Source organism: Allomuricauda sp. ARW1Y1, assembly GCF_013407935.1.
Lineage (GTDB): Bacteria > Bacteroidota > Bacteroidia > Flavobacteriales > Flavobacteriaceae > Flagellimonas.
In genome coordinates, this window is record NZ_JACBZU010000002.1 from 73,677 (window position 1) to 98,757 (window position 25,081).

21 protein-coding genes are annotated in these 25,081 nt (G+C 44.5%); 12 read left to right on the top strand and 9 right to left on the bottom strand.

Annotation, left to right across the window (positions count from 1 at the left end):
* Nucleotides 1-68: 68 nt before the first annotated feature.
* From GGE08_RS05045 to GGE08_RS05060, 4 genes are read right to left on the bottom strand one after another with little or no spacing between them, the layout of a single operon-like run.
* A complete protein-coding gene (locus GGE08_RS05045) occupies nt 69-2,051 on the bottom strand; it encodes a protein-disulfide reductase DsbD (protein ID WP_179383823.1) in 1,983 nt (660 codons plus the stop codon).
* Nucleotides 2,048-3,355, bottom strand: a complete 1,308-nt coding sequence (gene tilS / locus GGE08_RS05050) for a tRNA lysidine(34) synthetase TilS (RefSeq protein ID WP_179383824.1) — start codon at nt 3,353-3,355, stop codon at nt 2,048-2,050. Before tilS ends, GGE08_RS05045 begins: the two co-directional genes overlap by 4 nt.
* Nucleotides 3,356-3,377: 22 nt before the next feature.
* Entirely contained in the window at nt 3,378-4,661 is a 1,284-nt protein-coding gene (locus GGE08_RS05055) for an anthranilate synthase component I family protein (RefSeq protein WP_179383825.1), read from the bottom strand.
* 6 nt (nt 4,662-4,667) lie between these two features.
* Nucleotides 4,668-5,201 (bottom strand): NADPH-dependent FMN reductase, encoded by a 534-nt coding sequence (locus GGE08_RS05060; protein ID WP_179383826.1) that lies wholly within the window; start codon nt 5,199-5,201, stop codon nt 4,668-4,670.
* Nucleotides 5,202-5,331: 130 nt separating this feature from the next.
* On the opposite strand from GGE08_RS05060, the gene GGE08_RS05065 reads away from it, so the two are divergent.
* Nucleotides 5,332-6,528, top strand: a complete 1,197-nt coding sequence (locus tag GGE08_RS05065; RefSeq protein ID WP_179384561.1) for a heparan-alpha-glucosaminide N-acetyltransferase domain-containing protein — start codon at nt 5,332-5,334, stop codon at nt 6,526-6,528.
* A gap of 153 nt (nt 6,529-6,681) precedes the next feature.
* Here GGE08_RS05065 and lpdA read toward each other — a convergent pair whose 3' ends face one another.
* The 4 genes from lpdA to GGE08_RS05085 all read right to left on the bottom strand — a co-directional run bounded on the left by lpdA (nt 6,682) and on the right by GGE08_RS05085 (nt 12,788).
* Complete coding sequence (gene lpdA / locus GGE08_RS05070) at nt 6,682-8,085, bottom strand: dihydrolipoyl dehydrogenase (protein ID WP_179383827.1); 1,404 nt, start codon at nt 8,083-8,085, stop codon at nt 6,682-6,684.
* A gap of 618 nt (nt 8,086-8,703) precedes the next feature.
* A complete protein-coding gene (locus GGE08_RS05075) occupies nt 8,704-10,092 on the bottom strand; it encodes a BspA family leucine-rich repeat surface protein (RefSeq protein WP_179383828.1) in 1,389 nt (462 codons plus the stop codon).
* Nucleotides 10,093-10,146: 54 nt separating this feature from the next.
* Nucleotides 10,147-11,796 carry a BspA family leucine-rich repeat surface protein gene (locus tag GGE08_RS05080; RefSeq protein WP_179383829.1) on the bottom strand — a complete coding sequence of 550 codons (1,650 nt, stop codon included), beginning with the start codon at nt 11,794-11,796 and terminating at the stop codon, nt 10,147-10,149.
* A gap of 533 nt (nt 11,797-12,329) precedes the next feature.
* On the bottom strand, nt 12,330-12,788 hold the full coding sequence (locus GGE08_RS05085; protein WP_179383830.1) for an Lrp/AsnC family transcriptional regulator: 459 nt from the start codon (nt 12,786-12,788) through the stop codon (nt 12,330-12,332).
* A 150-nt stretch (nt 12,789-12,938) separates the two neighbouring features.
* On the opposite strand from GGE08_RS05085, the gene GGE08_RS05090 reads away from it, so the two are divergent.
* The 11 genes from GGE08_RS05090 to ribB all read left to right on the top strand — a co-directional run bounded on the left by GGE08_RS05090 (nt 12,939) and on the right by ribB (nt 23,826).
* A complete protein-coding gene (locus tag GGE08_RS05090) occupies nt 12,939-14,159 on the top strand; it encodes an aminotransferase class I/II-fold pyridoxal phosphate-dependent enzyme (protein ID WP_179383831.1) in 1,221 nt (406 codons plus the stop codon).
* A gap of 71 nt (nt 14,160-14,230) precedes the next feature.
* Nucleotides 14,231-15,721 carry a Na+/H+ antiporter NhaC gene (gene nhaC / locus GGE08_RS05095; RefSeq protein ID WP_179383832.1) on the top strand — a complete coding sequence of 497 codons (1,491 nt, stop codon included), beginning with the start codon at nt 14,231-14,233 and terminating at the stop codon, nt 15,719-15,721.
* A gap of 209 nt (nt 15,722-15,930) precedes the next feature.
* Nucleotides 15,931-16,575, top strand: coding sequence for a peroxiredoxin (locus GGE08_RS05100; RefSeq protein WP_179383833.1), 645 nt, complete (start codon nt 15,931-15,933; stop codon nt 16,573-16,575).
* A gap of 6 nt (nt 16,576-16,581) precedes the next feature.
* On the top strand, nt 16,582-16,896 hold the full coding sequence (locus GGE08_RS05105; RefSeq protein ID WP_179383834.1) for a co-chaperone YbbN: 315 nt from the start codon (nt 16,582-16,584) through the stop codon (nt 16,894-16,896).
* Nucleotides 16,877-17,134, top strand: a complete 258-nt coding sequence (locus GGE08_RS05110; protein ID WP_090295870.1) for a DUF6952 family protein — start codon at nt 16,877-16,879, stop codon at nt 17,132-17,134. The genes GGE08_RS05105 and GGE08_RS05110 overlap by 20 nt, the downstream gene beginning before the upstream one ends.
* Nucleotides 17,135-17,229: 95 nt before the next feature.
* Nucleotides 17,230-17,736 (top strand): thiol peroxidase, encoded by a 507-nt coding sequence (gene tpx / locus GGE08_RS05115; protein ID WP_179383835.1) that lies wholly within the window; start codon nt 17,230-17,232, stop codon nt 17,734-17,736.
* Entirely contained in the window at nt 17,729-18,094 is a 366-nt protein-coding gene (locus GGE08_RS05120) for a diacylglycerol kinase family protein (RefSeq protein ID WP_179383836.1), read from the top strand. Before tpx ends, GGE08_RS05120 begins: the two co-directional genes overlap by 8 nt.
* A 62-nt stretch (nt 18,095-18,156) precedes the next feature.
* Nucleotides 18,157-20,547: a DNA translocase FtsK gene (locus GGE08_RS05125; protein WP_179383837.1), complete on the top strand. Its 2,391-nt coding sequence runs from the start codon at nt 18,157-18,159 to the stop codon at nt 20,545-20,547.
* 4 nt (nt 20,548-20,551) lie between these two features.
* Nucleotides 20,552-21,199: an outer membrane lipoprotein carrier protein LolA gene (locus tag GGE08_RS05130; RefSeq protein WP_179383838.1), complete on the top strand. Its 648-nt coding sequence runs from the start codon at nt 20,552-20,554 to the stop codon at nt 21,197-21,199.
* Nucleotides 21,200-21,202: 3 nt separating this feature from the next.
* Nucleotides 21,203-22,690, top strand: a complete 1,488-nt coding sequence (locus GGE08_RS05135) for an LptF/LptG family permease (protein ID WP_179383839.1) — start codon at nt 21,203-21,205, stop codon at nt 22,688-22,690.
* Nucleotides 22,687-23,826, top strand: coding sequence for a 3,4-dihydroxy-2-butanone-4-phosphate synthase (gene ribB / locus GGE08_RS05140; RefSeq protein WP_179383840.1), 1,140 nt, complete (start codon nt 22,687-22,689; stop codon nt 23,824-23,826). Before GGE08_RS05135 ends, ribB begins: the two co-directional genes overlap by 4 nt.
* Before the next feature lie 48 nt (nt 23,827-23,874).
* Here ribB and GGE08_RS05145 read toward each other — a convergent pair whose 3' ends face one another.
* Nucleotides 23,875-25,068 (bottom strand): DegT/DnrJ/EryC1/StrS family aminotransferase, encoded by a 1,194-nt coding sequence (locus tag GGE08_RS05145; protein ID WP_179383841.1) that lies wholly within the window; start codon nt 25,066-25,068, stop codon nt 23,875-23,877.
* Between the last annotated feature and the right edge of the window lie 13 nt (nt 25,069-25,081).

Consider the following 25,081-nt stretch of genomic DNA (forward strand, 5'->3'; position numbering starts at 1 on the left):
GTCGATTAGTAGACCTAATGTATAATTATTTTTTTAGATGTTGAACAAAATTGATTGACAAATGTCAATTATTTGTTCATGGATAGCTGATGTTTTTCCAAACCGGATTTTAACCAATCTTCGTAGGTGTCCACATCCACATACTGCACAGCTTCGTTCAATATCTCCAAATCGGGTGACAACAGCACATAATAGGGTTGCGATGCCGCATTAAAGTTGATGGTTTGGAACGTGCCCCACTTTTGTCCAATGGTTTCAATGGCTTTTACCCGTCCTGAATCATATTTAAAATCAAACTTTTCGGAATCCGGCAACTCCTTCCTATCATCCACATAAAGTGAAATAAGCACATACTCGTCCTTCAATAAAGGGTACACGCTTGAATCGCTCCATACATTTTCTTCCATTTTTCTGCAATTCACACAGGCCCATCCCGTAAAATCAAGCAAAATGGGTTTGTTCACTTCCTGTGCATGGGCAACGCCTTCCTCAAAGTCCTTAAAACAGTCCAAGCCTAGTGGACAATCACTTTCGGTTTCTACCACACTGTAAAAACCGGGAGGCGGAAATCCACTCAACAATTTCAATGCATTGATGTTGAACAGACCAAGCGCCAAATACACAGTAAAAGCAAAGCTGATCAGCCCAACAATCTTTCTGGAAGGAGACAAATTCTTTTTGGGACCATCATGCGGAAACCTGAACAATCCGAATAAGTAAAGGGTCATCAATACAAACAACACCACCCAAATACCTACGAATATTTCCCGTTTCAAAATGCCCCAATTCCCTACCAAATCCGCATTGGATAAGAATTTGAAGGCCAAAGCCAGTTCCAAAAAGCCCAACACCACTTTTACCGTGGTCATCCATCCCCCTGATTTAGGTAGTGAATTCAACCAAGCCGGGAACATGGCAAACAAGGCAAAGGGCAAGGCCAAGGCCAAACCAAAACCGACCATCCCTGAAGTTAAATTGGTAGCTACATTTCCTTCTGCCAAGGTGGTACTGCCCAAGAGTCCACCCAAAATTGGTCCCGTACAGGAAAATGAAACAATGGCCAAGGTCAAGGCCATAAAAAAGATACCCAGTCCCCCTCCTACTTTGGAGGATGCCGAGTCCATCTTATTGGCCCAGGAACTCGGTAAGGTCAGCTCGTAGTAACCAAAGAAAGAAAAGGCAAAGAAAACAAAAATGACAAAGAAGAATACATTAAGCCAGATATTGGTGGCGATGGTATTCAATATTTGGGAGTCCACCGAATTGAACAAATGAAACGGTAAACTCAACAAGAAATAAATCAGCACAATGAAAAATCCATAGAGCAAGGCATTGGCAATCCCCTTGGATTTCTGCTTGGTCTGTTTGGTGAAAAAGGACACTGTTAGCGGAATCATGGGGAAAACGCAGGGCGTCAACAAGGCTATAAGTCCGCCGATGAATCCAAGTCCAAAAATCACCCAAAGGTTCGATTTGCCTTCGGAATCGGTCACTCCATCTTGTTGGAGCAGTTCCTTGTTCTTTAAATCAACCTTTAGCGATTCGCCCAAGGCCACACTTCGTTCATCCAAGGAGGTCTCTTCTGCCACAAATCCACTTCCATCCAACGAAATTTGGAAGAATTCATCTACTGGGAGACACACCTCTTTACAAATCTGATAAAAGAGATTTACAGAAATTTGATTTACCTCCGGGTCGAGGAGTTTAATTTTTTGGGTAAAAATGGCCTCTTCCTTAAAAAAGGTCTCATCCACTTCAAAAATATCACTGTATTCGGTAATGGTCTCACTCTCCTCTGTGACCCCGACCAATTCATAGTCTTCCCCTGCTTTTTCAAAAGTAAACTCACTAGGTAGGGCGCCACCTTCGGCTGTATGCTGGGAGTATACGTGCCATCCCTCCATGATTTTTCCCTTGAACACCAATTCATATTCAGTATCCGATAGCTGGCGAACCTCGTGGCTCCATACTGCAGGATTTTCATCCGTTTGGGCCAGAGCAACGCCTGTACCAATAAACAATAGTCCAAAAAAGAGTACCAATAATCTCATAGCAACTGTGTAATCTTAATTATTTCGCGGGTCGATTCCTCCACTTTGAAGCGTTCATCGGCCCTTTTGCCAACGACCCAAACAATATCATCCGCGGAACAGAGCAACCATTGTTTTCCTTTGGAAACAACATCCATTTTTTCATCCTTGAAAAACTTGGACAGTTTTTTTTTGCCCTGCATCCCAAAAGGGTAAAAATAGTCGCCTTTTTCCCAATATCTTAACAATAAGGGTGGGTTTAACTTTTCCTTATCCAAATAAACCACATTCTTCCCTGCTTTCTCCAACTTTTCAACCGATTCAATTTTTAGCGATATCGGCAATTCACATGGGGTTCCGTCCAAATAGACAGGATATGATTCATTTACCCTATTCTCTTTTGGTGTTAGCAACAAACAATCTCTATCCTTCAACAAGATATGAGTTTTTGAGACCACTTGCTTCCCACTCATTGCTGAAAGCAGTCCTTGTATATCTTCCCATTCAGAAAATCCATACTCCTGAAACAGATAATATAGATAGGCTTCCAAGGGTTTCAATTGTTTCAGTTCCGATATGCTGATTCTGATGATTTCGTCTTCTGACTTGAACAATTGAGATTTCAATGACTTGATATGGTGACTGATCAAGTCGTTGGTTTGACCCAGATGCTTTTGCGTGGACCGGAAATTTTGCAAAAAAGTTGGGTGCAGCTCCTTGAGCACGGGTACAATTTGATGACGAATCTTGTTTCTGAGGTATTTGCTACTTGCATTGCTGCTATCCTCACGCCATGCAAGACCAGCGGATTGGGCGTATTCCCGAATTTCATCCTGTGAGAAAGGGAGCAGCGGCCTTATGATTTTATCATTCCTTTCAGGGATGCCCGTAAGTCCCGAAATCCCAGTGCCGCGAGATAAATTGATCAAAAATGTTTCTAGATTGTCATCCGCATGGTGCGCTGTCAGCACAAAATCAAAGCCCTCAGCATCCAAAAGCTCGGCAAACCAGTGGTAGCGAAGCTCACGTGCCGCCATCTGAACGGAGCCGCCATGATTTTTCATGTGGCTGTCTACATCAAACTGTTTCACAAAACAATGAGTTCCCATGTTCGATGCCCAATTGTTCACAAAATCCGCATCACCATCACTCTCTTTTCCTCTAAGCCCAAAGTTGCAGTGTGCCATAGCAATATGCAATTTGGTAGCTTTACACAAATGCGCCAATACCACGCTGTCCACTCCACCACTGCAAGCAACCAACAGTTTCTTTTCTTTTAGAAAAGAAAAATTTTCGTTGATGTGTTGGTTGAACTTCTGGAGCATTTCGCAAATTTACGAATAAACATTATCCCTCCTCCAAAACCGTCCGCATAGCTTTGGCTTTGAGCAGGCACTCCTGATATTCCTTTTCGGGGTCCGATTGTGCCGTAATGGCACTCCCAACAGAATAGGAGACGTATTTTTTGGAAGCGTTGTACAAAATGCTTCGGATAACCACATTGAAATCAAAATCGCCGTTTGGGCTAAAATAGCCTACCGTACCGCTGTATAATCCCCGTTTGGTCTCTTCCAAATCTTCAATGATTTTCATGGCCGATATTTTCGGGGCGCCCGTCATACTTCCCATAGGGAAAGTTTCCCTAATGAGGTCAATAGATGACTTGTTTTCCGGAACCTCGGCCACTATGGTAGAAATCAACTGATGTACTTGCTTAAAAGTATAAGGTTTGCAGAGTTCTTCAACCTGAACGGATCCCTTGACCGCACTTTTGGAAAGATCGTTGCGCACCAAATCGGTGATCATGATGTTCTCCGAACGTTCTTTTTTATCCAAGCTAAGGGATTCTTTGATCTGCTCATCTTCCAGCTTGTCCTCACCTCTTCGAGCAGTGCCTTTAATGGGCTGTGAAATCACCTTTGTGCCTATCCTTTTAAGATAGCGCTCTGGAGAAGCGCACATCAAATACTTGTCTGAAAAACGCGCGAATACGGCAAAAGGAGGTTCCGAAATACGATTCAGTTTTTGATAGGTTGCCCAAGGATCCAATTGAAACTCCTCGGCATAAAATTCTTGACAAAAATTGGCCTCGTAAATATCCCCCCTATGCATGTGCTCCAAGAATTGGTGCGCCTTTTCGAAGTAGGCATCCTTATGGATTCGCATCTTTATTTTGATGGTTTCACGAGGCTTCAAAGCGTCACCCTTGCTTTTTGTATCATGGATTTCGGCAAAATCCGATTCTATTTCATGCCCAATAGCATCCAAATACTTAAAATGGAGTTGACCATCCGCTACTACTATGAGCTTTTGGGGCTGAAAGAATTGTATCATCGGAAAATCCAAACCATCCTCATGGGAGGAAGTCAAATCTTCCAACACATTTTTTACATCATAAGAAAAATAGCCAAACAGCCAATCTGGTGTTTGCCTTAAAAATGATTTGATTTCTTCTAAGTCGTTGCAAAATGTTGATGCACCAACGGCGAGGCAGGCCTCAAAACTGGAATATGGGTCGTGATGGGAGTTACTGTCCAACCAAACTACGTGTCCATAGTTCCTGGACCATTGGAGCAAGGATTCCTTGCACTGCTGTACCGAATGTATCTTGAATGACCGATGCGTCCGCAAGAGCTTTTAGTTTAATGAATCCAAAAACGTCTGCAACGCATGCTGATGCCCAGTCTTGAGGTCTTCGTCCAAAATCCCATCCTCGCTAAAGTTATCGTAAAAGGATGGCAAAGAAAATGTAGCCACTATCTCGGCCCCAAAGCGCGGCAACATGCTTTCAATCACTACCAACGAACCCTTTGCCCCTCGCTTTCCGCCGGAAGTTGACATCAAAAATACCTTGGTGCCCTCCAAAAAGTTGCGCTCCAATCGGGACAACCAATCCAAAAGGTTTTTAAAGTAGGCGGATGGATTGCCATTATGCTCGTTTACCGATAAAATGATGCCATCGGCTTGAGCAATCTGGTCCTTCAACCCGGTAAGTGCATCAGGATACCCTTTTTCCCTTTCCAGGTCTTCACTAAACATCGGAAAAGGATGCTCAGCCATGTTTAAGGTCTGTAAATCATGATTTTGCACTAAAGATGTGGTGAGTTCTACCAATTTAAAATTGATGGAAGTTGAAGAATTGCTCCCGGCAAATGCCAAAATTGCAGCCATAACTAAAAATCGTTGATTGTTTCGCTAAAATACCGTAATTGATATATACCTGCGACTATTTTCCATATTTTTGGCGCGAGTAACATCCAAACTGCTTGCTAAACAAGTATATAGGGTGAACAAAAATTGGATGACAACGGACAAGAACAGATTGTTTTTTATTGATGCCATGCGTGCTTGGGCCATTTTGATGATGCTGCAAGGGCATTTCATCGATGGTCTCTTGGACCCCGTTTTTAGGGATCCCAACAATCCGGTTTATGCGGTTTGGCTCTATTTTAGGGGAATTACTGCCCCAGTGTTCTTTACAGTTTCCGGTTTTATTTTTACGTATCTGCTCATCAGAGCTCCCCAAAAAGGAATGGAAAACCCGAGGGTTGCCAAAGGCATTCGTCGTGGTCTGCAATTGCTGGCCATTGGATATCTATTGCGTTTAAACCTTGGCGGATTGCTCAAAGGAGAGATTTATAATTCATTTTATCTGGTGGATGTGCTCCATTGTATCGGGCTTTCCATTTTAGGCCTTATTGGGCTTTACCTGCTCACTGCCAAAAAGAAAGAATACGTTTTTCCATTGGTCTTGGTCACCACCACCCTTTTGCTGTTTTTGTTCGAACGGACCTATAAACCATGGTCTTTTGCTTTTTTGCCTGATTTTCTCGCCAATTACTTTACAAAAGCCAATGGTTCGGTGTTCACCATTATCCCATGGTTCGGCTATGCCACCATGGGAGCGTTCATTGCAGTGTTGTTCACTCGCTTCAAGCATTTCAGGTATTTGTATCCCACCGCCATTTCCATTGCCCTGTTGGTAGGCTATGTATTGATTTATCATTCGACCCCTGCATTCGCCGCCCTGTATGAAGCGACCGGATTTGGATTCCTAAAGTTATTGTTGACCAACAATTACCTATTTATACGTTTGGGGAATGTGTTTGTGGTATTTGCCGTATTTATGATGCTCCGTAGTTGGATGACCAACAAAACCGTTTTGAATATTGGCGCAAGCACATTATCCATTTACGTAATTCACTTTGTGATTCTTTACGGAAGTTTTACCGGTTTGGGACTGTACCGATTTTTCAATCGTTCCCTTTCTCCCGAAGTCGTTGTTCCGGGAGCACTATTGTTCATGATGGTCTGCACCTTCTTGGCCTTGCAATACCATAAACACGAGGCGCATATCAAATCACAGATTGCCTCGGGGATTGCTTTTGCCAGAGCACAAATTGTTGAAGCAAAGGAGATTACACTTCCATTACTGAAAGAGCTGATGGTTCGCCTTCATCTTTTCCTAAAGCGTGTTTTACGTACCGTACGAAGCTAAAAAAAGCATCCAATCCCTAAGATTGAATGCTTTTAATTATGATTATACTTCAATAAACCCTTTATCGATACATTTTTTTGAATTTGGGTTCAAAAAAACACTCGAAATGAAAAGTATTCAATAAAATGAATACCTGCCAGTTCGACTTTTTAGTTACACATGCAATGCTCTATCATCTGTGGCTGCCAAGGCAGCTTCCTTAACGGCTTCGGCAAAAGTGGGGTGCGCATGGCTCATTCGGGAAATATCCTCAGCGGAAGCCCTGAACTCCATGGCGGTAACGCCTTCGGCAATCAAATCGGCACAACGTGCTCCAATCATATGAATGCCCAACACCTCATCCGTTTTCTTGTCAGCTAGTATTTTTACAAATCCATCAATGTCCATACTGGCACGGGCCCTGCCCAATGCGCGCATGGGAAACTGTCCTGATTTGTATTCGATACCTTCTTCCTTCAATTGCTCCTCGGTTTTTCCAACCGCGGCAACTTCCGGCCAAGTATACACGACCCCGGGAATCAAATTGTAATCGATGTGTGGCTTTTGTCCGGCCAACAGTTCGGCAACCATGGTGCCCTCTTCTTCCGCTTTGTGTGCCAACATGGCTCCTTTTACCACGTCTCCAATGGCGTAGATATTGGAAACATTGGTCTGTAGATGCTCGTTTACTTCAACGCGACCTCTATCATCCAGCTTTACTCCAGCTGCTTCGGCATTTAATCCGTCCGTGTAAGGTTTTCGACCAACACTTACCAAGCAGTAATCGCCTTTAAGTGTAACCTCTTCACCCTTTTTGTCATCTGCCTTTACAATGACCTCATCGCCTTTACGCTCCACAGATTTCACCTTGTGGGATAGGTTGAACTTTACTTTTTGCTTTTTCATCACCTTGGTCAACTCTTTGGAAAGGGCAGCGTCCATCCCAGGGATGATTCGGTCCATGTATTCGACCACAGTAACCTCTGCTCCCAAACGCTTGTAAACCTGACCCAATTCCAGGCCAATAACACCACCGCCAATGACAATCATGTGCTTTGGAACTTCTTTCAGTTTTAAGGCCTCGGTGGAAGTAATAATGCGTTCTTTATCAATTTCGATAAATGGCAAGGACGCAGGTTTGGAACCTGTTGCGATAATGATGTTCTTGGCCTCAATGGTTTCCTCCCCATCCTCTTTGGCAATATGGACATGGGTGGCATCCTTAAAGCTTCCTACCCCATGGTACACATCGATTTTATTTTTGCTCATCAAAAACTCAATGCCCTTGGTGGTTTGGTCCACAACGCCCTGTTTACGGGCGATCATTTGTTCCAAATTGACCTTTACCTCTCCCGGGATTTCAATACCGTGTTCTTCAAAATGCTTTACGGCATCTTCATAATGGTGCGAAGAGTCCAATAATGCCTTGGAAGGAATACACCCCACGTTAAGGCAAGTACCGCCCAAGGTTGCATATTTTTCTATTATGGCCGTTTTCATTCCCAACTGGGCACAACGAATGGCCGCCACATAGCCTCCTGGTCCTGAGCCGATGATGGCTACATCATATTGATTCATATTCTATTTTTTGAAAGGATAATTGCTAAACAGATTTGTACGTTACAAAACGACCGTAAAAATACAAATGTTTTTCGGGACGGCATCAATTCACTGTTTTCTAAAAATTGTGCAGTAGTTGATTGGATTGAATGACAGTGAGCAATGATTCTGTTGGCAGTATGGAGTAAACGGTTGGTGTTTATTTTGTCGGAAGTCAGAAGTCGGAAGTCAGAAGTCGGAAGTCAGAAGTCGGGAGTCAGAAGTCGGGAGTCAGAAGTCGGAAGTCAGAAGTCGGAAGTCGGAAGTTAGAAGTTATGGGTTTAGAGTTGCGGGTTTGATGTTGTGAGTTCAGTCTTGTTTTGAACTTGATGCTTGAACTTGAATTTTTCAAACAGATTTCTACATCGGTGCTTCGCATTTCAGGTGGAAATGACCCCGTGCCGCGATACCGGAACTGTCATTCCTACCCGCACAGGAATCCGCAGTTAACAACTCATGGATTCCGCATCAGGTGCGGAACAATACTGAAACCTGCCTTTGCCGCAGGCAGGCATGCTCAGCAAAAAAAAACCACCGAGGACCCGAAGGTCGCCCGGTGGAAAAATAACCCAACGTAAGACTTGTCAGTATAGATTTTTATTCTGCTACTTCTTCTGCCTCTTCTTCTGGGCAGTCAGCCTCAGCTTGCAATGTGCCCGTTAGGGCCCAATTATGGTTTATGGTAAGGCTTTGAATGGCTTCCACCACCTCTGGTCCGCAAATGGAAAGTCCATCAACACCTACGGTGATGTTCTTTGGCCCCTCGTTCTCTTCCACATAATTGTTCCAGCCGATTAGTGTGGCATTAAGGTTGGCGGCGGACATACCGCTGTTATCCAACATAAATTCCATGGTGAAGACACTTCCGATATCCCATCCTCCTAAATTCTGGTCAAAAGCGGTAGCACCGTCAAACATATTCTCTACATCTGTGACCTGGGATATATCCCAACCACTAATATTTTGGTTAAAGGAAGTTGCTCCTTGAAACATGGCACTCGTAGCCAACACATTGCCTGTATTCCAATCCCCAATATTCTGATTGAACGAAACCGCATCCCTAAACATTCCTCTCATATTGAATACATTACCAGTATCCCAGCTTCCTATGCTTTGATTGAATGCTGAAGCTCCTGAAAACATATTTTGCAATTCTGTCACGGTACTAGTATCCCAATTCCCCATAGCACCATTAAAGGAAGAGGCATTTAAGAACATGGACCTCAATGAGGTGACTTCAGAGAGGTCAGGCGTATCGGTAGCCGTAAAGCCTGTAAGATTGGAACAGTCAACAAAAGCCCATTCCATCGTCTGCCATTTACCTGTACCCCATTGCACAACGCTCACAAGTGATTCCTTACTACCTGCATCTGCATTCAACATTTGAATGGCAGGGAATTGTCCTTTGATCGCTATCAAATAGGTTCCGGCATCGGCATATTCATGGGATGGGTTTTGATCTAAAGACCCGTGCGAGTTTCCATCGCCCCAGTCTATGACATAATCGTATTCATAGCCTAAATTGGTACCTATGGTCAGCACTTGACCTTCGGCCACTTCCCACTCCGTAATAAAGGCCGCTGGATCTTCAAAAAGGGTCTCGATGACATTTTCCACTTCAATGGTAACATTAGTGCTGATGGGATTAGTGATACCATCGGTCACAGTTACCGTGATGCTATGCTGTGGTTTGGTCTCAAAATCGAGGTTTTTCCCCGTGGCAAGGCTCAACTGACCATCACTGGTCAGTTCGAACATATCATCGTCATTAGCGGTTAAACTGAAGGTAAGTGCGTTCCCATCCGCATCAAAAGCCTTTACGATTCCAATAATGTCGGTATCCGAAATATCCTCGGAAGGGTTAAAACTTTGCGCTACCATTACTGGCCCTCGATTGGTGGCAATGGGGTAGCCTGCATCGTCCTCGGCACAGGACCAGAACAGGCCCAGTGCCATGAAGGACAGTATTATGTTTTTGATATTCATTTTATTCTATTTTTTATTTTAATTGTTGAAAAAGATTCGGAAGCTTCAGGGGTTTTAGTTACACGTTACTGGTCCTGCATCTGTAATATCCCAGCTGTTGGCGTCTTGAAGAATGTCTATCCTAGCGGTTACAGTATCTGTATCATCACAAAAGTTGATGCCAGCAGCTCCCAAGTTTATGCCATCTGGAATGCTATCATCTCCTAAACTGGCCCAGCCTCTAAGGGTGGCGCTATAATTTAAGGTGCTCATACCGCTTTGCTGAAACATTCCAAACATGCTTACAATACTTTCAATATTCCATGCACCTAAGTCCTGATTGAACGAGGTTGCCCTCCTGAACATATTGAGCATCTGAGTCACATTATCAACTTCCCATCCACTAATATCTTGATTGAACGAAATGGCATCTGTAAACATATTATCCATGTGCGTTACGTTTAGCACATTCCAATTGCTAATATCCTGGTTAAAGCTTGAGGCTTCTCTAAACATACTCGTCATAAGGGTCACATTGCCAACATCCCAATCGCTCAAGTCTCCATTAAAATTAGTGGCGCCACCAAAAGTTGTTCTCATATCAACCACATTTCCTACTTCCCATTGACTCAGGTCCCCATTAAATGCGCTTGCATTGTAAAACATCAAGGCTATCGTCTCTACCTGTGTTAGATCCGGTAAATCAGCGGCACTGAAGCTTTCCAAGTTAACACATGAATGAAATGCAGCAGCCATAGATTGCCACTGCTGGCTTCCCCACTGTACTACATCCACCAAGGCTTCCTGGCTCAAAACATCTGATTCACTCATATTTAAGGCAGGGAATTGCCCATTAATGGCTACGGTATAGGTTCCCATGGTTGCATACACATGGGAAGGGCTTTCATTGGTCGTAATCTGTTCAACATTGCCATCACCCCAATCGATGGTATAGTCGTAGCTAAATTCTGGGTTGGTGCCAATAATCAATTCCTGTCCATCGGTTTCCACATTCCAAGTGGTGATGAAGGAAGCCGGGTCGTCAAAAATATCACCATCGTCCAATACGTTTATGGTCACGGTGATTTCCACAGTATTGACCCCGTCGCTGACGCTTACCACAATCGTGTGTTGCTCCGAGGTTTCAAAATCCAAACTTTGTCCTTCTGCCAAAACAATTTCACCATTGTTGGTCACCGCGAACAAACCGTCTTCATCTTCTATAATTTCATAGGTCAATGGTTCTCCTTCGGGATCAACTGCCTCGAGGACACCAATGAGCTCTCCTTCAGGTAGCGTTTCAATAATGTCATCAAAAATCTTATCCTCGGCTATGGGCGGCAAGTTTTCGGGCGGGGTAACCTTTATGGTTACACTTCCCTTTCTGCCCACAACCCCATCGTGTACATACACATCCAGAACATGTTCTTCTTGAACTGCATTACTCAACTTTTTACCTGCTGCCAAGAACAGGTTGCCGTTTTTGGCTACTTCAAATAGTCCGTTGGACTCTTGAATCAAGGAAAATTCCAAGGCATCTTCGTCCTTATCCGTCGCCTGGATTACGCCAATCAATTGGCCGTCAGGGAAATTCTCCGGAACGGTAAAGGTTTGGCTGGGCACCACGGGTGCATTGTTGATCAAAACGGAATCGGGCTCATTGGGCTCACAGGACCAAAAAACCACGAACGAAACCATGATCAGAAATAAAAATCTAGCTTTCATACTTATATATTTTGAAGGCTAAGGTCTACAATGCCATTGAATTTTTCGGGTGCCAATTGACGGATGCCCCTTCTGATCTGACGGATGCCCCTTCTGATCTGACGGATGCTTTTTTTGGGTGTCGATTTTAGAGTTGAAATTTTAGAAATTGGATGGAAGGAAATAGAGAAGAGACAGGAGACAAGAGACAAGAGAAGAGAGACATCAGACATCAGACATCAGACATCAGACATCAGACATCAGACAAAAGAAAATGGTTTAGCAGAGAGTTGCGGTCTGGGCTCTTTATTAGAATAACGGAACAGGAAAACAGTCAACTTGAAACCAGAAACTCGTAACCAACAAAACTAAATATACAACGACGGGCTGTTCTTCACTTTAGGGAGACAAGAGACATCAGACATCAGACATCAGACATCAGACATCAGACAAAAGAAAATGATTTAGCAGAGAGTTTGCGGTCTGGGCTCTTTATTGGAATAAAGGAACAGGAAAACAGTTAACTTGAAACCAGAAACTCGTAACCAACACACCTAAATATGCACCGATGGACTATTTTTCACCTCATTAATAACAAACGAGCTTTGGGTATTGCCAATATTCGATATGGCCGTGAGCTTGGTCAGCATAAACTCCCGGTAGCTTTTCATGTCCTTCACATAAATCTTGAGTACATAATCATAATCCCCGCCTACGTGAAAGCACTCGGAGACCTCCTTGAGTTTTAAGATCTCTCGCTCAAATTTTAGCACGTTTTCCTTGGTATGCTGTACCAAACGAATTTGGCAAAGTACCATAAAATCACGTCCCACCTTTACCTTATCCACCAAGGCCGTGTATTGGGTAACGACCCCATTGCGTTCCAATCGACGAATACGTTCGTAAACCGCGGTTTTTGACAAATGGAGCAAATCGGCATATTGTTGGGTTGTTTTTTTACTGTCGTTTTGGAGTAGACGTATCAACTCAATGTCTATTTTGTCCAGTTTCATCCTGATAATTTTTCTGATGAATGTGGCTAAAATGAATCATATTTGAATATTATCCTAATATTTTATCAGAAAAAGACTTAAATTCTATAATTCATAATAGGTATTGACAATGGGTCGGTTTATTTCTAATTTTATCAAAAACAGTACATTATGGACTACAAAGCATCGGAACACATTCAGGACCTTCAATATTTTGGTGAATTCGGAGGCGTAAACCCCTCCATATCAGATTCATCCACCTACACCTTCCTATCAGCAAAGACCATGTTCGATACCTTCGAGGGCAATACGGAAGGTTGCTATTTGTACAGTCGCCACTCCTCCCCTTCCAACCTATATTTAGGCGAGGCCATGGCACAATTGGAAGGAACGGAATCGGCCAATGTATATGCCAGCGGCATGGGAGCCATCACCGCAGTACTCTTGCAGCTTTGTGATTCGGATGACCATATTGTATGTAGCCGAACCATATACGGGGGCACCTACGCCTTCCTGAAAAACTTTGTAAAGAAATTTAATATCAAGGTTTCCTTTGTGGACATCACCGATTTGGAAACGGTTAAAAAGTCCATTACCCCCAAAACCAAATTGATTTACTGCGAGGCCGTAAGCAATCCACTGTTGGAAATTGCAGATATCCCCTCGCTTTCCAAAATCGCCAAGAAAAATGGCATGCCCTTGGTGGTTGACAATACATTTTCACCCCTTACCATCAACGCTGCACAACTGGGTGCGGACATTGTGGTGCACAGTCTCACCAAGTTCATCAATGGGAGCAGCGATTGCGTTGCGGGCGCCGTTTGCGCCTCTACCGATTTTTGCTTGAGCCTTAAGGATGTGAACAACGGGGCAGGTATGCTTTTAGGAAGTACCTTGGATAGTTTGCGGGCGGCATCCATTTTAAAGAATATGCGCACGTTGCATATCCGAATCAAAAAACACAGTGAAAATGCCCATTATTTAGCCCAACAATTTGAAAAGGATGGTCTTAAAGTGGTCTATCCCGGGCTGGAAAGTCACCCTGGTCATGAGTTGATGAAATCCCAAATGAACCATGAATATGGTTTTGGGGGTATGCTGACCCTGGATGTAGGTTCTGTGGAACGCGCCAATGCCCTTATGGAACTGATGCAACAGGAAAAACTGGGCTATTTGGCCGTAAGCCTCGGTTTCTATAAAACCCTTTTCAGTGCGTCGGGCACATCCACCTCTTCCGAAATACCTGAAGAGGAACAACAAGAACTCGGGCTTTCCCAAGGACTTATACGATTCTCCATCGGTTTGGACAACGATATCCGAAAAACCTACGCCACTATGCGAAGCTGTATGGAAAAACTGGATATTTTGTCTCCCGATACAAGTTTGGCCTAAGGGTATATTGCAACGGTTTGCACAACAAGGTGCAAAATCGTAATATTACCTTTTAACAAACTCACACCAACATGCCGAACCCAAAGGAAGAATCAAAGTTTAGGGAAGACGAACATATTGTAGAAAACAAAGAACTCTCTATTACAGAAGCATTGATACCCGTTTTTGCCCTCGTGGGGATGCTGGCCTACAATGTTTTTGTTTTTGGGGATGACGCCCTAAGCGGTTCCAACCAATTCATCCTTTTAATGGGCGGAGCAGTCGCTGCCATTGTTGGTATTTTCAACAAGGTATCCTACGAACAGATGATTGCCGAAGTGGCCGAGAACGTGAGGTCCACCACCGGTGCCTTGCTCATCCTTTTAATGGTGGGCGCCCTATCCGGAACATGGTTGGTCAGCGGAATTATTCCCGCGATGATCTATTATGGGCTACAGATTCTCAATCCTACCATATTTTTAGCGGCAAGCGTTATTATTTGTGCGATTATTTCCATTGCCACGGGCAGTAGCTGGACCACAGCCGCCACCGTAGGCATTGCTTTGATCGGGATTGGTGACGCACTGGGCATTTCTTTGGGAATGACGGCAGGTGCCGTGCTTTCCGGTGCCTACTTCGGGGATAAGATGTCCCCCTTAAGTGATACGACCAACTTGGCTCCGGCGATGGCCGGAGGGGATTTGTTTTCCCACATTCGCTACATGACCTATACCACGGTCCCGACCATTGTAGTCACCTTAATTGTCTTTATCATTATTGGCTTTACGTTGGATACCTCAGGTGTTGCAGATACCAGTTCATTATTGAACAATATTGGGTCTACCTTCAACATCAACGGATGGTTGTTCATTGTACCCTTGGCCGTCATCGGAATGATCGTAAAAAAAGCACCACCATTAATGGCTTTATTGGTGGGAACTTTGTTGGGCGGCCTCTTCGCCCTTATTTTTCAACCGGATATTGTGGCCAACATTGGCGGAGGAACTGCACTCAACTTTGAAACAGGCTACAAAGGTATCTTGAATGCGATAACCGTAGATACCGAGATTGCCACCAGCGACCCAGCCTTGAACGATTTGTTCTCTTCCGGGGGAATGTCCGGTATGCTAGGCACCATCTGGCTGATTGTTTGCGCCATGGTATTTGGGGGTATTATGGACGGTATTGGTGCTTTGGAGCGTATCACGGAGTCTCTGCTAAAATTGGCCAAGACCACTTTTGGACTGTTCGCAAGTACGGTGGGCAGTTGTTTGGCATTGAACGTTACAGCTTCCGATCAGTATCTGGCCATTGTAGTGCCCGGAAAAATGTTCGCTAAAGCATATGAGGAGCGTGGGCTGGCCCCAGAAAACCTGAGCCGTTCGCTGGAAGATTCCGGGACCGTAACTTCTGTTTTGGTGCCTTGGAACACTTGCGGAGCTTATCACAGTGGGGTTTTGGGCGTTGGTGTTGGCGAGTATGCGCTCTATGCCATTTTCAATTGGTTGAGCCCGTTCATGACCTTGTTGTTTGCCGCATTCCGAATCAAGATCAAGCAACTGGCCACTACTGCGGCTGAATAAATTTAAATTCTACATTTTTAATTAAGCCAGATTCTTTGAGGAGTTCTCAATGTGACTAGCTCATATTTGTGACAACCTTAATAATGACAACGTTTTTTTAGCACATAGTCACAGCTTATCCAGTCATAAGAAATAGAAATTTTTAAGTTGGTGTAAGCCATCAAACCGCCCTATTTTTGCAGCTCGAATTTTATAAAAACATCCAATAAATGACTTTAGTAGGAAGAAAATTTCCAAGTATTGAAGTAAACGCTATCGACGAATTGGGCGATACGTTCAAAATCAACATTGTAGAAAAAGCCAAGGCCGAGAACAAGAAAATTTTGTTGTTCTGGTACCCAAAAGACTTCACTTTTGTATGTCCTACCGAGCTTTTTGCATTTCAACAAAACCTAGCCGAGTTCGAAAAACGAAATACCATCGTCATCGGAGCTTCCTGTGATACGGCGGAGGTACATTTCGCATGGTTGAACACGGAAAAGGACAATGGCGGTATCGAAGGCGTTTCATACCCACTTGTATCTGACAGCAACCGAAACCTGGCCAGCGCATTGGGCATCTTGGACATTATGAAGGAGGATTTCAACGAAGAGACCAACTCTGTTGTGGTAGAAGGCGACAATGTGACCTACAGGGCCACCTATTTGATCGATGAGGAAGGAACGGTATTCCACGAAAGCATCAACCATATGCCCTTGGGAAGAAACGTGAAGGAATTTTTGCGTTTGGTAGATGCCTATACCCACGTACAGGAAAAAGGCGAGGTTTGTCCTGCCAACTGGGAAGAAGGAAAGGAAGCCATGAATGCTGACAGAGCAGGTGTTTCCGAATATTTGGCCAATCACGTAAACTAATGTCCCATGGTAGTAGAATTGGATAAAGACAATTTGAGCGAGGTCATTGCCAACAACGAGAACGTAGTGGTACAGTACAGTGCGTCTTGGTGCGGCAATTGCCGAATAATGAAGCCAAAGTTCAAAAAAGAAGCCACTTTGAACGAGAACGTAACCTTTGTAATGGTCGATGCCGAAAAATTTCCGGAATCCAGAAAACTAGCCAATGTGGACAACTTGCCCACATTTGCCGCTTTTTCCAAAGGAAGCCTAAAAAATCAGGTGCAGACCAACAAATATGATGTTTTAAAAGACTTGATCCATGAAATTGCCCATAATTAAGCAATTGGTCAATTTTGCCGAGGAGCATGACGAGGATTATTTGCAGGAAACTGCGGACACCTTGGAGAGTGTATGCGAGGTTGCAAGCCTCAAAGACGAGGAGTTGGACATGATCGGGGAACTGATCTCCAATTTGTACGGCGCCCTTGAAGTCTCGAACGAGATCAAAAATGGCACTCCCAAAAAAGAAGCCCTTAACGGTTTTATGTCCAGGGTTCTCGGCTCCATCGACAAGTAACGGACATTGTTGTAAACGTTGAAATAAGAACCTTCCCGTAACAGACTTCGGGAAGGTTTTTTTAGTATTTTTGATTCCAAATCAAAACTGCGACTATGGCAACTGTAACATTAAAAGGAAACGAATTGCATACCTTGGGAAACCTTCCCGGTAACGGCACCCAAGCACCCAACTTTACATTGGTCAAAAATGACCTGTCTACGGTAGAATTGTCCGACTACAAAGGACAAAAAGTAGTGTTGAACATCTTTCCAAGTATCGACACGGGAACCTGTGCCCAATCCGTGCGACAATTCAATCAGGAAGCAGCGGAACTGAGCAATACCAAAGTGCTTTGTATTTCCAAAGATCTGCCTTTTGCCCAAGCCCGTTTTTGTGGAGCGGAGGGTATCGATAAGGTGGAAACCTTATCTGATTTCAGGGACGGGAACTTTGGAAAATCCTATCAGGTAGAGTTTACCGATGGGCCATTGCAAGGACTGTTGTCCCGTTCCGTGGTAGTCGTCAACGAGGCTGGTGAGGTGGTCTACACCGAGCAGGTAGCCGAAACCGTGGACGAACCCAATTACAAAGCAGCCTTAGAAGCATTGATGGATGCCTAAAGAATCTTTTTTTAAAAACCGTGTAAAAAGCGTAGGATATGCCCTTAAGGGCATGTTACTATTGCTGCGGACCGAGTCCAGCATCCAAATTCAATTTGTGATCGCTATTGTGGTTACCGCTTTCGGTTTTTATTTTGAGATTTCCCAAACAGAATGGACCATACAATTATTGGCCATAGGCATGGTTATGGGTGTGGAAGGTGTTAATACGGCCGTGGAGAAAATCTGTGACTATATCCAACCCAATCTGGACCCCAAGATCGGTTTGATAAAAGATATTTCCGCTGGAGCCGTAATGATAGTGTCCATCTTAGCCAGCATTATAGGGTTGATCATCTATATCCCCAAAATCTTTTAGCAAAATCCAACACAAGGAGTAGCAACGTAAATTTGTAACTTAGCCCCGCTTAAACAGAATTGATGGCCAAAAAAAGGACAAAATCAAAAACCAAGAAAACTACCGATGCCCCAAAAAAGGTCTCGTTCAAGCTTTCCAAGCAGAACAAGATCATCTTTGGTAGTCTTTTGATCGTTCTGAGCATTGCGCTTTTCTTCTCTTTCATGTCGTTTTATTTTACTTGGCAGGAAGACCAAAGCATGTTGTCCCAATTTGCCGACCGCAATGCCCAAGCAAGTAACCTATTGAATAAATTCGGGGCCAACGTAAGCCACTTTTTTATGTACAAGGGCTTTGGTCTGGCTTCATTCGTATTTCCTTTTTTGTTGGCTATAACCGGGCTTTATTTATTTCTGGGGTTAGAGCTTAAAGGCTTGATATCCAAATGGATTTGGGGATTGGTAGGCGTTATTTGGGGCTCGATTGCCCTTGGGTTCTTTGCCGCTGATTTTCCTTTGTTGGGCGGTCTAGTGGGCTACGAAATGAATGATTTCCTTCAAGATTATACCGGTAAAATTGGGGTCTTCCTGATTTTAATATTCATTTTGATGGTAATTTTGGTGCGCCTGTTCAATTTTACCCCCGAAGGTTTTGCCAACTTCTTCCGCAGACAAAAACGACAGATCACATCGGAACTCAAAGGTGATGAAATTTCCAATCCGTCAATGGATTCCTCCATGGAGGACGACGAAAATCAGATTCCGCTGACCACAGAAGATACCATACCTGAAAAAATAGATACGTATACCCATAAAAAGGATATCCCTCCTTTGGATGAAGCAGGGCTCGATGTCAATATTCCCGAGGAAGAAGAATCCGACATCGACCTAAAGGTTGAGACAACCCCGGTTGAGGAAGAGGAAGAAACTGACGCCAAAGCGGCCAAATTGGTAGAGGATTTTGGTGAATTCGACCCCAAACTGGAGCTGGGCAACTACAAGTTTCCCCAACTGGACCTCTTGGACGCACACGGCGCATCGAGCGGCATCACCATCAACCAAGAGGAACTCGAGGAAAACAAGAATCGTATTGTAAGCACCCTCAAAAATTACAAGATCGGGATTGCACAGATCAAGGCGACCATTGGACCAACGGTGACACTTTACGAGATTGTTCCCGAAGCCGGTATCCGTATTTCCAAGATCAAAAACTTGGAGGATGATATCGCGCTTTCCCTAGCGGCCTTGGGAATCCGTATCATAGCTCCCATTCCCGGAAAGGGAACCGTGGGTATCGAAGTGCCCAACAAGAACGCAACCGTTGTTTCCATGCGTTCGGTTATCGCATCGAACAAGTTCCAGAAGGCCGAAATGGAACTGCCCATCGCCTTTGGAAAAACCATCAGCAACGAAACCTTTGTGGTGGACTTGGCAAAAATGCCCCACTTGCTCATGGCCGGTGCCACCGGACAAGGTAAATCTGTGGGATTGAATGCTGTGATTACCTCCCTGCTCTATAAAAAGCATCCGGCAGAGGTAAAATTTATCTTTGTCGACCCCAAAAAGGTAGAGTTGACGCTTTACAACAAAATTGAACGTCACTTTTTGGCCAAGTTGCCCGATTCCGATGAGGCCATCATTACGGACAACACCAAAGTGATCAATACCTTGAACTCGCTATGTATCGAAATGGACAACCGATACGAGTTGCTCAAAACCGCCATGGTTAGAAATATCAAGGAATATAACGCCAAGTTTAAGGCCAGAAAGCTCAACCCGAACGATGGGCACAAGTTCCTCCCCTACATTGTACTGGTGATAGATGAGTTTGCAGATTTGATCATGACCGCGGGCAAGGAAGTAGAAACCCCCATTGCCCGATTGGCGCAATTGGCACGTGCCATCGGTATTCACTTGATCATTGCTACGCAAAGGCCATCCGTAAATGTTATTACGGGAATCATAAAGGCCAACTTCCCAGCTAGGATTGCGTTTCGGGTGACTTCAAAAATAGATTCCAGGACTATCTTGGACGCCCAAGGTGCGGACCAGCTCATCGGTCGCGGGGATATGCTGTACACCCAAGGCAATGACGTAACCAGGCTTCAATGTGCCTTCGTGGACACCCCAGAAGTAGCCAAAATCACCGACTATATTGGGTCGCAACGGGCCTACCCCGAAGCGCACCTACTGCCAGAATATGTAGGCGAAGAATCTGGCACAAGTCTTGATAATGATATTGAGGACAGGGATGCCATGTTCCGCGAAGCTGCCGAGGTTATCGTGACCGCACAGCAAGGTTCGGCCTCCTTGATCCAGCGAAAACTGAAATTGGGGTACAACAGGGCTGGTAGAATTATCGACCAACTGGAAGCCGCTGGTATTGTAGGGCCTTTTGAAGGCAGTAAGGCACGGCAAGTGTTGGTTCCCGACATATACTCCTTGGAACAATTATTGGAAAATGAAGCAAAGTAACATCATGAAGAAAAAAAACATCCTATTTGTAGCCTTGTTTACCCTTGGAATCCTTTCCTACGGACAAAATTCGGACAAGGCTAAAACACTGCTGGACGAAGTGTACAACAAAGTGCAGAGCTACGATAATATTTATATTGACTTTCAGTCTGTTTTGGAGAACACGGAAGCTGATCTAAAGCAAGAAACCAACGGAAACGTTACCCTTCAAGGTGAAAAATATCTGCTGAACTATTTTGGGGCCAAGCAATTGTACGATGGAAACAAAGTGTACACAGTGGTTCCCGAAAATGAGGAAGTCACCATTGAGGACGTAAACGAGGACAACGATACGGTGAGTCCTTCCAAAATGCTGACCTTTTACAAAACAGGCCATAATTACCAATGGGATATTCTCCAAAATGTAGGCGGCAGAAAAATCCAGTATGTCAAGCTGATTCCCATCGATTCCAATACAGAGATCAAATCTATCCTTTTGGGCATAGATGCACAGACCAAGCACATCTACAAACTGATCCAGACCGGAAACAATGGCACCAAAACCACCATTACCGTTAATTCTTTCAAAACCAATCAGCCCATATCGAGGACACTGTTTACCTTTGATGAGCAAAAATACGAGGACAAAGGGTACTACATCATAAGAAATTAAGCATTGAAAATACTTGACCAGTATATACTAAGAAGATTTCTATACAACTTCTTCAGTTCCTTTTTCATCTTGATCGTCATATTCATTTTTCAAGGGATATGGCTGTTCATCGATGACTTGGCAGGAAAGGGGCTGGGCATGGTCATCATTGGCAAGTTCATTTTTTATTTTATTCCCACTTTGGTGGATAAGGTGCTGCCCCTTACGGTACTCCTCTCCTCCATCCTTACCTTTGGTACCTTTGCGGAAAACTATGAGTTTGCCGCCATGAAAGCATCAGGTATATCGCTGCAACGGGGGATGCGGAGCTTGATTGTTTTTGTGCTCTTTCTTGGATTGGTGACCTTCTTTTTTGCCAATGATGTAATTCCAAAATCGGAACAAAAAATGTTCAACCTGAGGCGGAATATTGCCAAAGTAAAGCCTGCAGCCGCCATTACGGAGGGTGTTTTCAGTGATTTTGAAGGAACTGCCCAAGGAATGAACATTAAAGTGGACAGAAAATACGGCGAGCAGGACCGCTTTCTGGACAATGTCATCATCCACAAAAAAACGAACCAAAACATCAACAATACCGTCATTAAGGCAAAAACAGGTGAGTTGATCAGTAGTGAGGAGTCCGACATTATCCAATTGGTGCTCAAAGATGGCAATTACTACGAAGAGGTGATTCCGCAAAAGGCAGCAGAACGGCGAAAGCATCCATTCGCCAAGTCCAATTTTGACACCTACACCATCAATATCGACATTTCTGAATTGAACGACCAGGATCTGGAAGAAGACCAAAACATCACCACCAACAAAATGAAAAATGTGGGGCGTCTGATCAAGGATATTGACTCTCTTCGGGAAAACAATCTCGAAAAAGTGACGGCCTTCTCCAAAAACGTGGTCAACCGCATGGGAGCCTTCCCCGTGGAACCCAAAGTAGATTCCTTGGAACTTATTGTCCCAGAAAAGAAAACAGAAATCCAACAAGATACCATCCGCGACATTGATGTGTTTATTTCAAGTTTGCAACAATGGGAACAACTGCAGGTAGTTAAAAAAGCACAGAACGAAGTGACCAGCATTCTTAGTACGGTAAACGCTAAAAAGGATGAGTTGCAAAGCCGTTATAAATTTTACAACAGCCATATTTTATCGCTGCATCAGAAGTATGCGCTTGCACTTTCCTGCATTATCCTATTTTTTGTGGGTGCACCATTGGGGGCCATCATCCGTAAAGGAGGACTTGGGTTGCCCATGGTAGTGGCCATTATCCTATTTTTGGCCTATTATTTTATTGGGGTGTTTGCCGGCAACTACGCCAAGGAAGGCAATATTCACCCGGCGATAGGCGCTTGGCTGCCCACTATGATCATGTTGCCGCTGGGCATATCGCTTACCCGACGCGCAACAGCGGATAAAGGATTGATAGGCTTTGGTCATTTTATCGACCGTATCAAAGCATTGTTTAAAAGGAAAAATAAAGAAGCAGAGGACGAATGATCTCCAACGAAAACAACATACAACTGAACACCATTGAAGAAGCCATTGCTGACATTAGACGAGGCAAAGTGATTATTGTGGTGGATGATGAAAACCGGGAGAACGAAGGTGATTTTTTGGCCGCTGCCGAACTGATTACACCTGAGACCATCAATTTTATGGCCACCCATGGCCGTGGACTCATCTGCACTCCCCTAACCGAGGGCCGTTGCAAAGATTTGGGACTACATAAAATGGTGAGCCATAATACGGACCCATTGGAGACCGCTTTTACCGTGTCAGTAGATTTGCGCGGCAATGGAGTTACCACGGGCATTTCTGCCGGTGATAGGGCCAAAACCGTGATTGCGCTCACCGACCCCTCAACCAAACCGCATGAGTTGGCCCGACCTGGGCACATATTTCCCTTGATTGCCAAGGAAGGTGGAGTGCTTCGCCGAACGGGACACACGGAGGCTGCCATTGATTTTGCACGTTTGGCCGGACTGCAACCCGCGGGAGTGATCGTGGAAATTATGAACGAGGATGGTTCCATGGCGCGTTTGCCCCAGTTGATGGAGGTGGCCAAAAAGTTCGACCTTAAGATCGTGTCCATCGAGGATTTGATTGCCTACCGCATGGAGCACGATAGCCTGATAGAACTCAAGGAAGCCTTTACCATCAATACCCGATTTGGTGAATTTCGGCTCAGGGCGTATCAACAGACCACAAACGACCAAGTCCATATCGCGCTGCTGAAAGGCAAATGGAGAAGTGGTGAGCCTGTGCTGACACGTATCAATTCTACTTTGGTGAACAACGATATGCTGGGCACTTTGACCAATAATCCTGATGAAGCATTGCAACGGATGTTCGATGCGCTGAACAAGGAGGAGAAAAGTGCGATGATTTTTATAAGTCAAGAAAATCAATCCATGAACTTATTGAGCCGCTTGTCCGAGTTTAAAAAACTGCAGGGCGACGGGGTTACCAAGGCACCTAAAGTGGAAATGGACAACAAGGATTTTGGTATCGGCGCACAGATTTTGCACGACATCAACATTTCCAAAATACGCCTACTTACCAATTCCGCACAAACCCGACGTGTAGGCATGGTAGGCTATGGCTTGGAAATCGTGGAGTACGTAAAGTATTGATTCAACGGTTCAACATCACGAAGCTAGCTGCGATTGATAGCAGACCACTTATAATGCTGCCTTGATGGCATCGACCATTTGCTTGGCACGTATTTTAACCTCTTCTTCCGTCCATCCCAGTTTGATCAAACACGAAATATTTCGGGACATCCATTGGTCTGATTCGGAAAAATCAGCTTTGCTGTAATCAGGCAAGGATTCCACCACGTCTTTGGGCAATTTGCCCAGCGACTTCCTATCGGTTAGGTGTTCCCATTTTCTGTAGTAGTGCCAATTATTGTCGAACCAATAAAAACAGCCGTCCACTCCAGCTTCAATCAGTTCTTGGTGTGCTATTTGTGCCAATTCCCCCGAGGGCATAAAAAAGTTGAGAAAGGAGTAGTTCTCATCTCCCCCTTCGGGCACGGTTCTAAACACGACTTCTGGAATCTGGGACAGGGCTTCCCGCAATATGGTATAATTCCGTTTTTGTATGGCCAAAAAATCATCCAAACGCGCCAATTGGGCCACCCCTACGGCTGCATTCATCTCAGAAATACGGAAGTTGTACCCTAAAAACGGATGTTCCTCCGCTCCCCTATTGTTTCCGATGTGGTCATGACCATGATCGGAGTATTTGTGGGCATTTTCATAATACGCCTTATTGTTGGTGATCAACGCCCCACCTTCTCCACAGGTAATCGTTTTTACATAATCGAAGGAGAAACAGCCCAAATCGCCAATACTGCCCAAGGGCTTTCCGTGGTAGGTCCCTCCGATGGCCTGACAGGCATCTTCGAGCAACAAAAGATCGTTGGCCTCGCAAATGGCCTTCAACGCATTTAAATCTGCCATGGAGCCGCACATGTGCACGGGCATCACCACTTTGGTTTTTGGAGTGATGGCTTTCTCGACCGCTTCGGGTTTCAGGGTTAGGGTGTCATCAATATCGACCAGTACCGGAACAGCTCCCAGGGCCAAAATGGACTCAAAACTGGCCACAAAGGTAAAGGTGGGCATGATCACTTCATCCCCAGCACCAATACCAGCACTGGCCAAGGCCACGGTAAGAGCCGCAGTTCCACTGCTCACGGCATGGGCATATGGGGTCTGCATGCGCTTTGCCAAACCTTGTTCGAGTTCCAGAGCCTTCCAATGTCCGTTGCGCATGGCATCAAAACCGTAGCGCATCAGCACCCCGGAATCCAATACATTTTGCACTTCCATTCTTTCCTTATCCCCAAAAAGTTCAAATCCTGGCATATATCAATTTAAA

Excerpts from the sequence above, each read along its gene's own strand:
- GGE08_RS05045 (WP_179383823.1), bottom strand. The coding sequence starts at position 2,051 with ATGAGATTATTGGTACTCTTTTTTGGACTATTGTTTATTGGTACAGGC.
- tilS (WP_179383824.1), bottom strand. The coding sequence starts at position 3,355 with ATGCTCCAGAAGTTCAACCAACACATCAACGAAAATTTTTCTTTTCTA.
- GGE08_RS05060 (WP_179383826.1), bottom strand. The coding sequence starts at position 5,201 with ATGGCTGCAATTTTGGCATTTGCCGGGAGCAATTCTTCAACTTCCATC.
- GGE08_RS05065 (WP_179384561.1), top strand. The coding sequence starts at position 5,332 with ATGACAACGGACAAGAACAGATTGTTTTTTATTGATGCCATGCGTGCT.
- lpdA (WP_179383827.1), bottom strand. The coding sequence starts at position 8,085 with ATGAATCAATATGATGTAGCCATCATCGGCTCAGGACCAGGAGGCTAT.
- GGE08_RS05075 (WP_179383828.1), bottom strand. The coding sequence starts at position 10,092 with ATGAATATCAAAAACATAATACTGTCCTTCATGGCACTGGGCCTGTTC.
- GGE08_RS05080 (WP_179383829.1), bottom strand. The coding sequence starts at position 11,796 with ATGAAAGCTAGATTTTTATTTCTGATCATGGTTTCGTTCGTGGTTTTT.
- GGE08_RS05085 (WP_179383830.1), bottom strand. The coding sequence starts at position 12,788 with ATGAAACTGGACAAAATAGACATTGAGTTGATACGTCTACTCCAAAAC.
- GGE08_RS05090 (WP_179383831.1), top strand. The coding sequence starts at position 12,939 with ATGGACTACAAAGCATCGGAACACATTCAGGACCTTCAATATTTTGGT.
- nhaC (WP_179383832.1), top strand. The coding sequence starts at position 14,231 with ATGCCGAACCCAAAGGAAGAATCAAAGTTTAGGGAAGACGAACATATT.
- GGE08_RS05100 (WP_179383833.1), top strand. The coding sequence starts at position 15,931 with ATGACTTTAGTAGGAAGAAAATTTCCAAGTATTGAAGTAAACGCTATC.
- GGE08_RS05105 (WP_179383834.1), top strand. The coding sequence starts at position 16,582 with ATGGTAGTAGAATTGGATAAAGACAATTTGAGCGAGGTCATTGCCAAC.
- GGE08_RS05110 (WP_090295870.1), top strand. The coding sequence starts at position 16,877 with ATGAAATTGCCCATAATTAAGCAATTGGTCAATTTTGCCGAGGAGCAT.
- tpx (WP_179383835.1), top strand. The coding sequence starts at position 17,230 with ATGGCAACTGTAACATTAAAAGGAAACGAATTGCATACCTTGGGAAAC.
- GGE08_RS05120 (WP_179383836.1), top strand. The coding sequence starts at position 17,729 with ATGCCTAAAGAATCTTTTTTTAAAAACCGTGTAAAAAGCGTAGGATAT.
- GGE08_RS05125 (WP_179383837.1), top strand. The coding sequence starts at position 18,157 with ATGGCCAAAAAAAGGACAAAATCAAAAACCAAGAAAACTACCGATGCC.
- GGE08_RS05130 (WP_179383838.1), top strand. The coding sequence starts at position 20,552 with ATGAAGAAAAAAAACATCCTATTTGTAGCCTTGTTTACCCTTGGAATC.
- ribB (WP_179383840.1), top strand. The coding sequence starts at position 22,687 with ATGATCTCCAACGAAAACAACATACAACTGAACACCATTGAAGAAGCC.
- GGE08_RS05145 (WP_179383841.1), bottom strand. The coding sequence starts at position 25,068 with ATGCCAGGATTTGAACTTTTTGGGGATAAGGAAAGAATGGAAGTGCAA.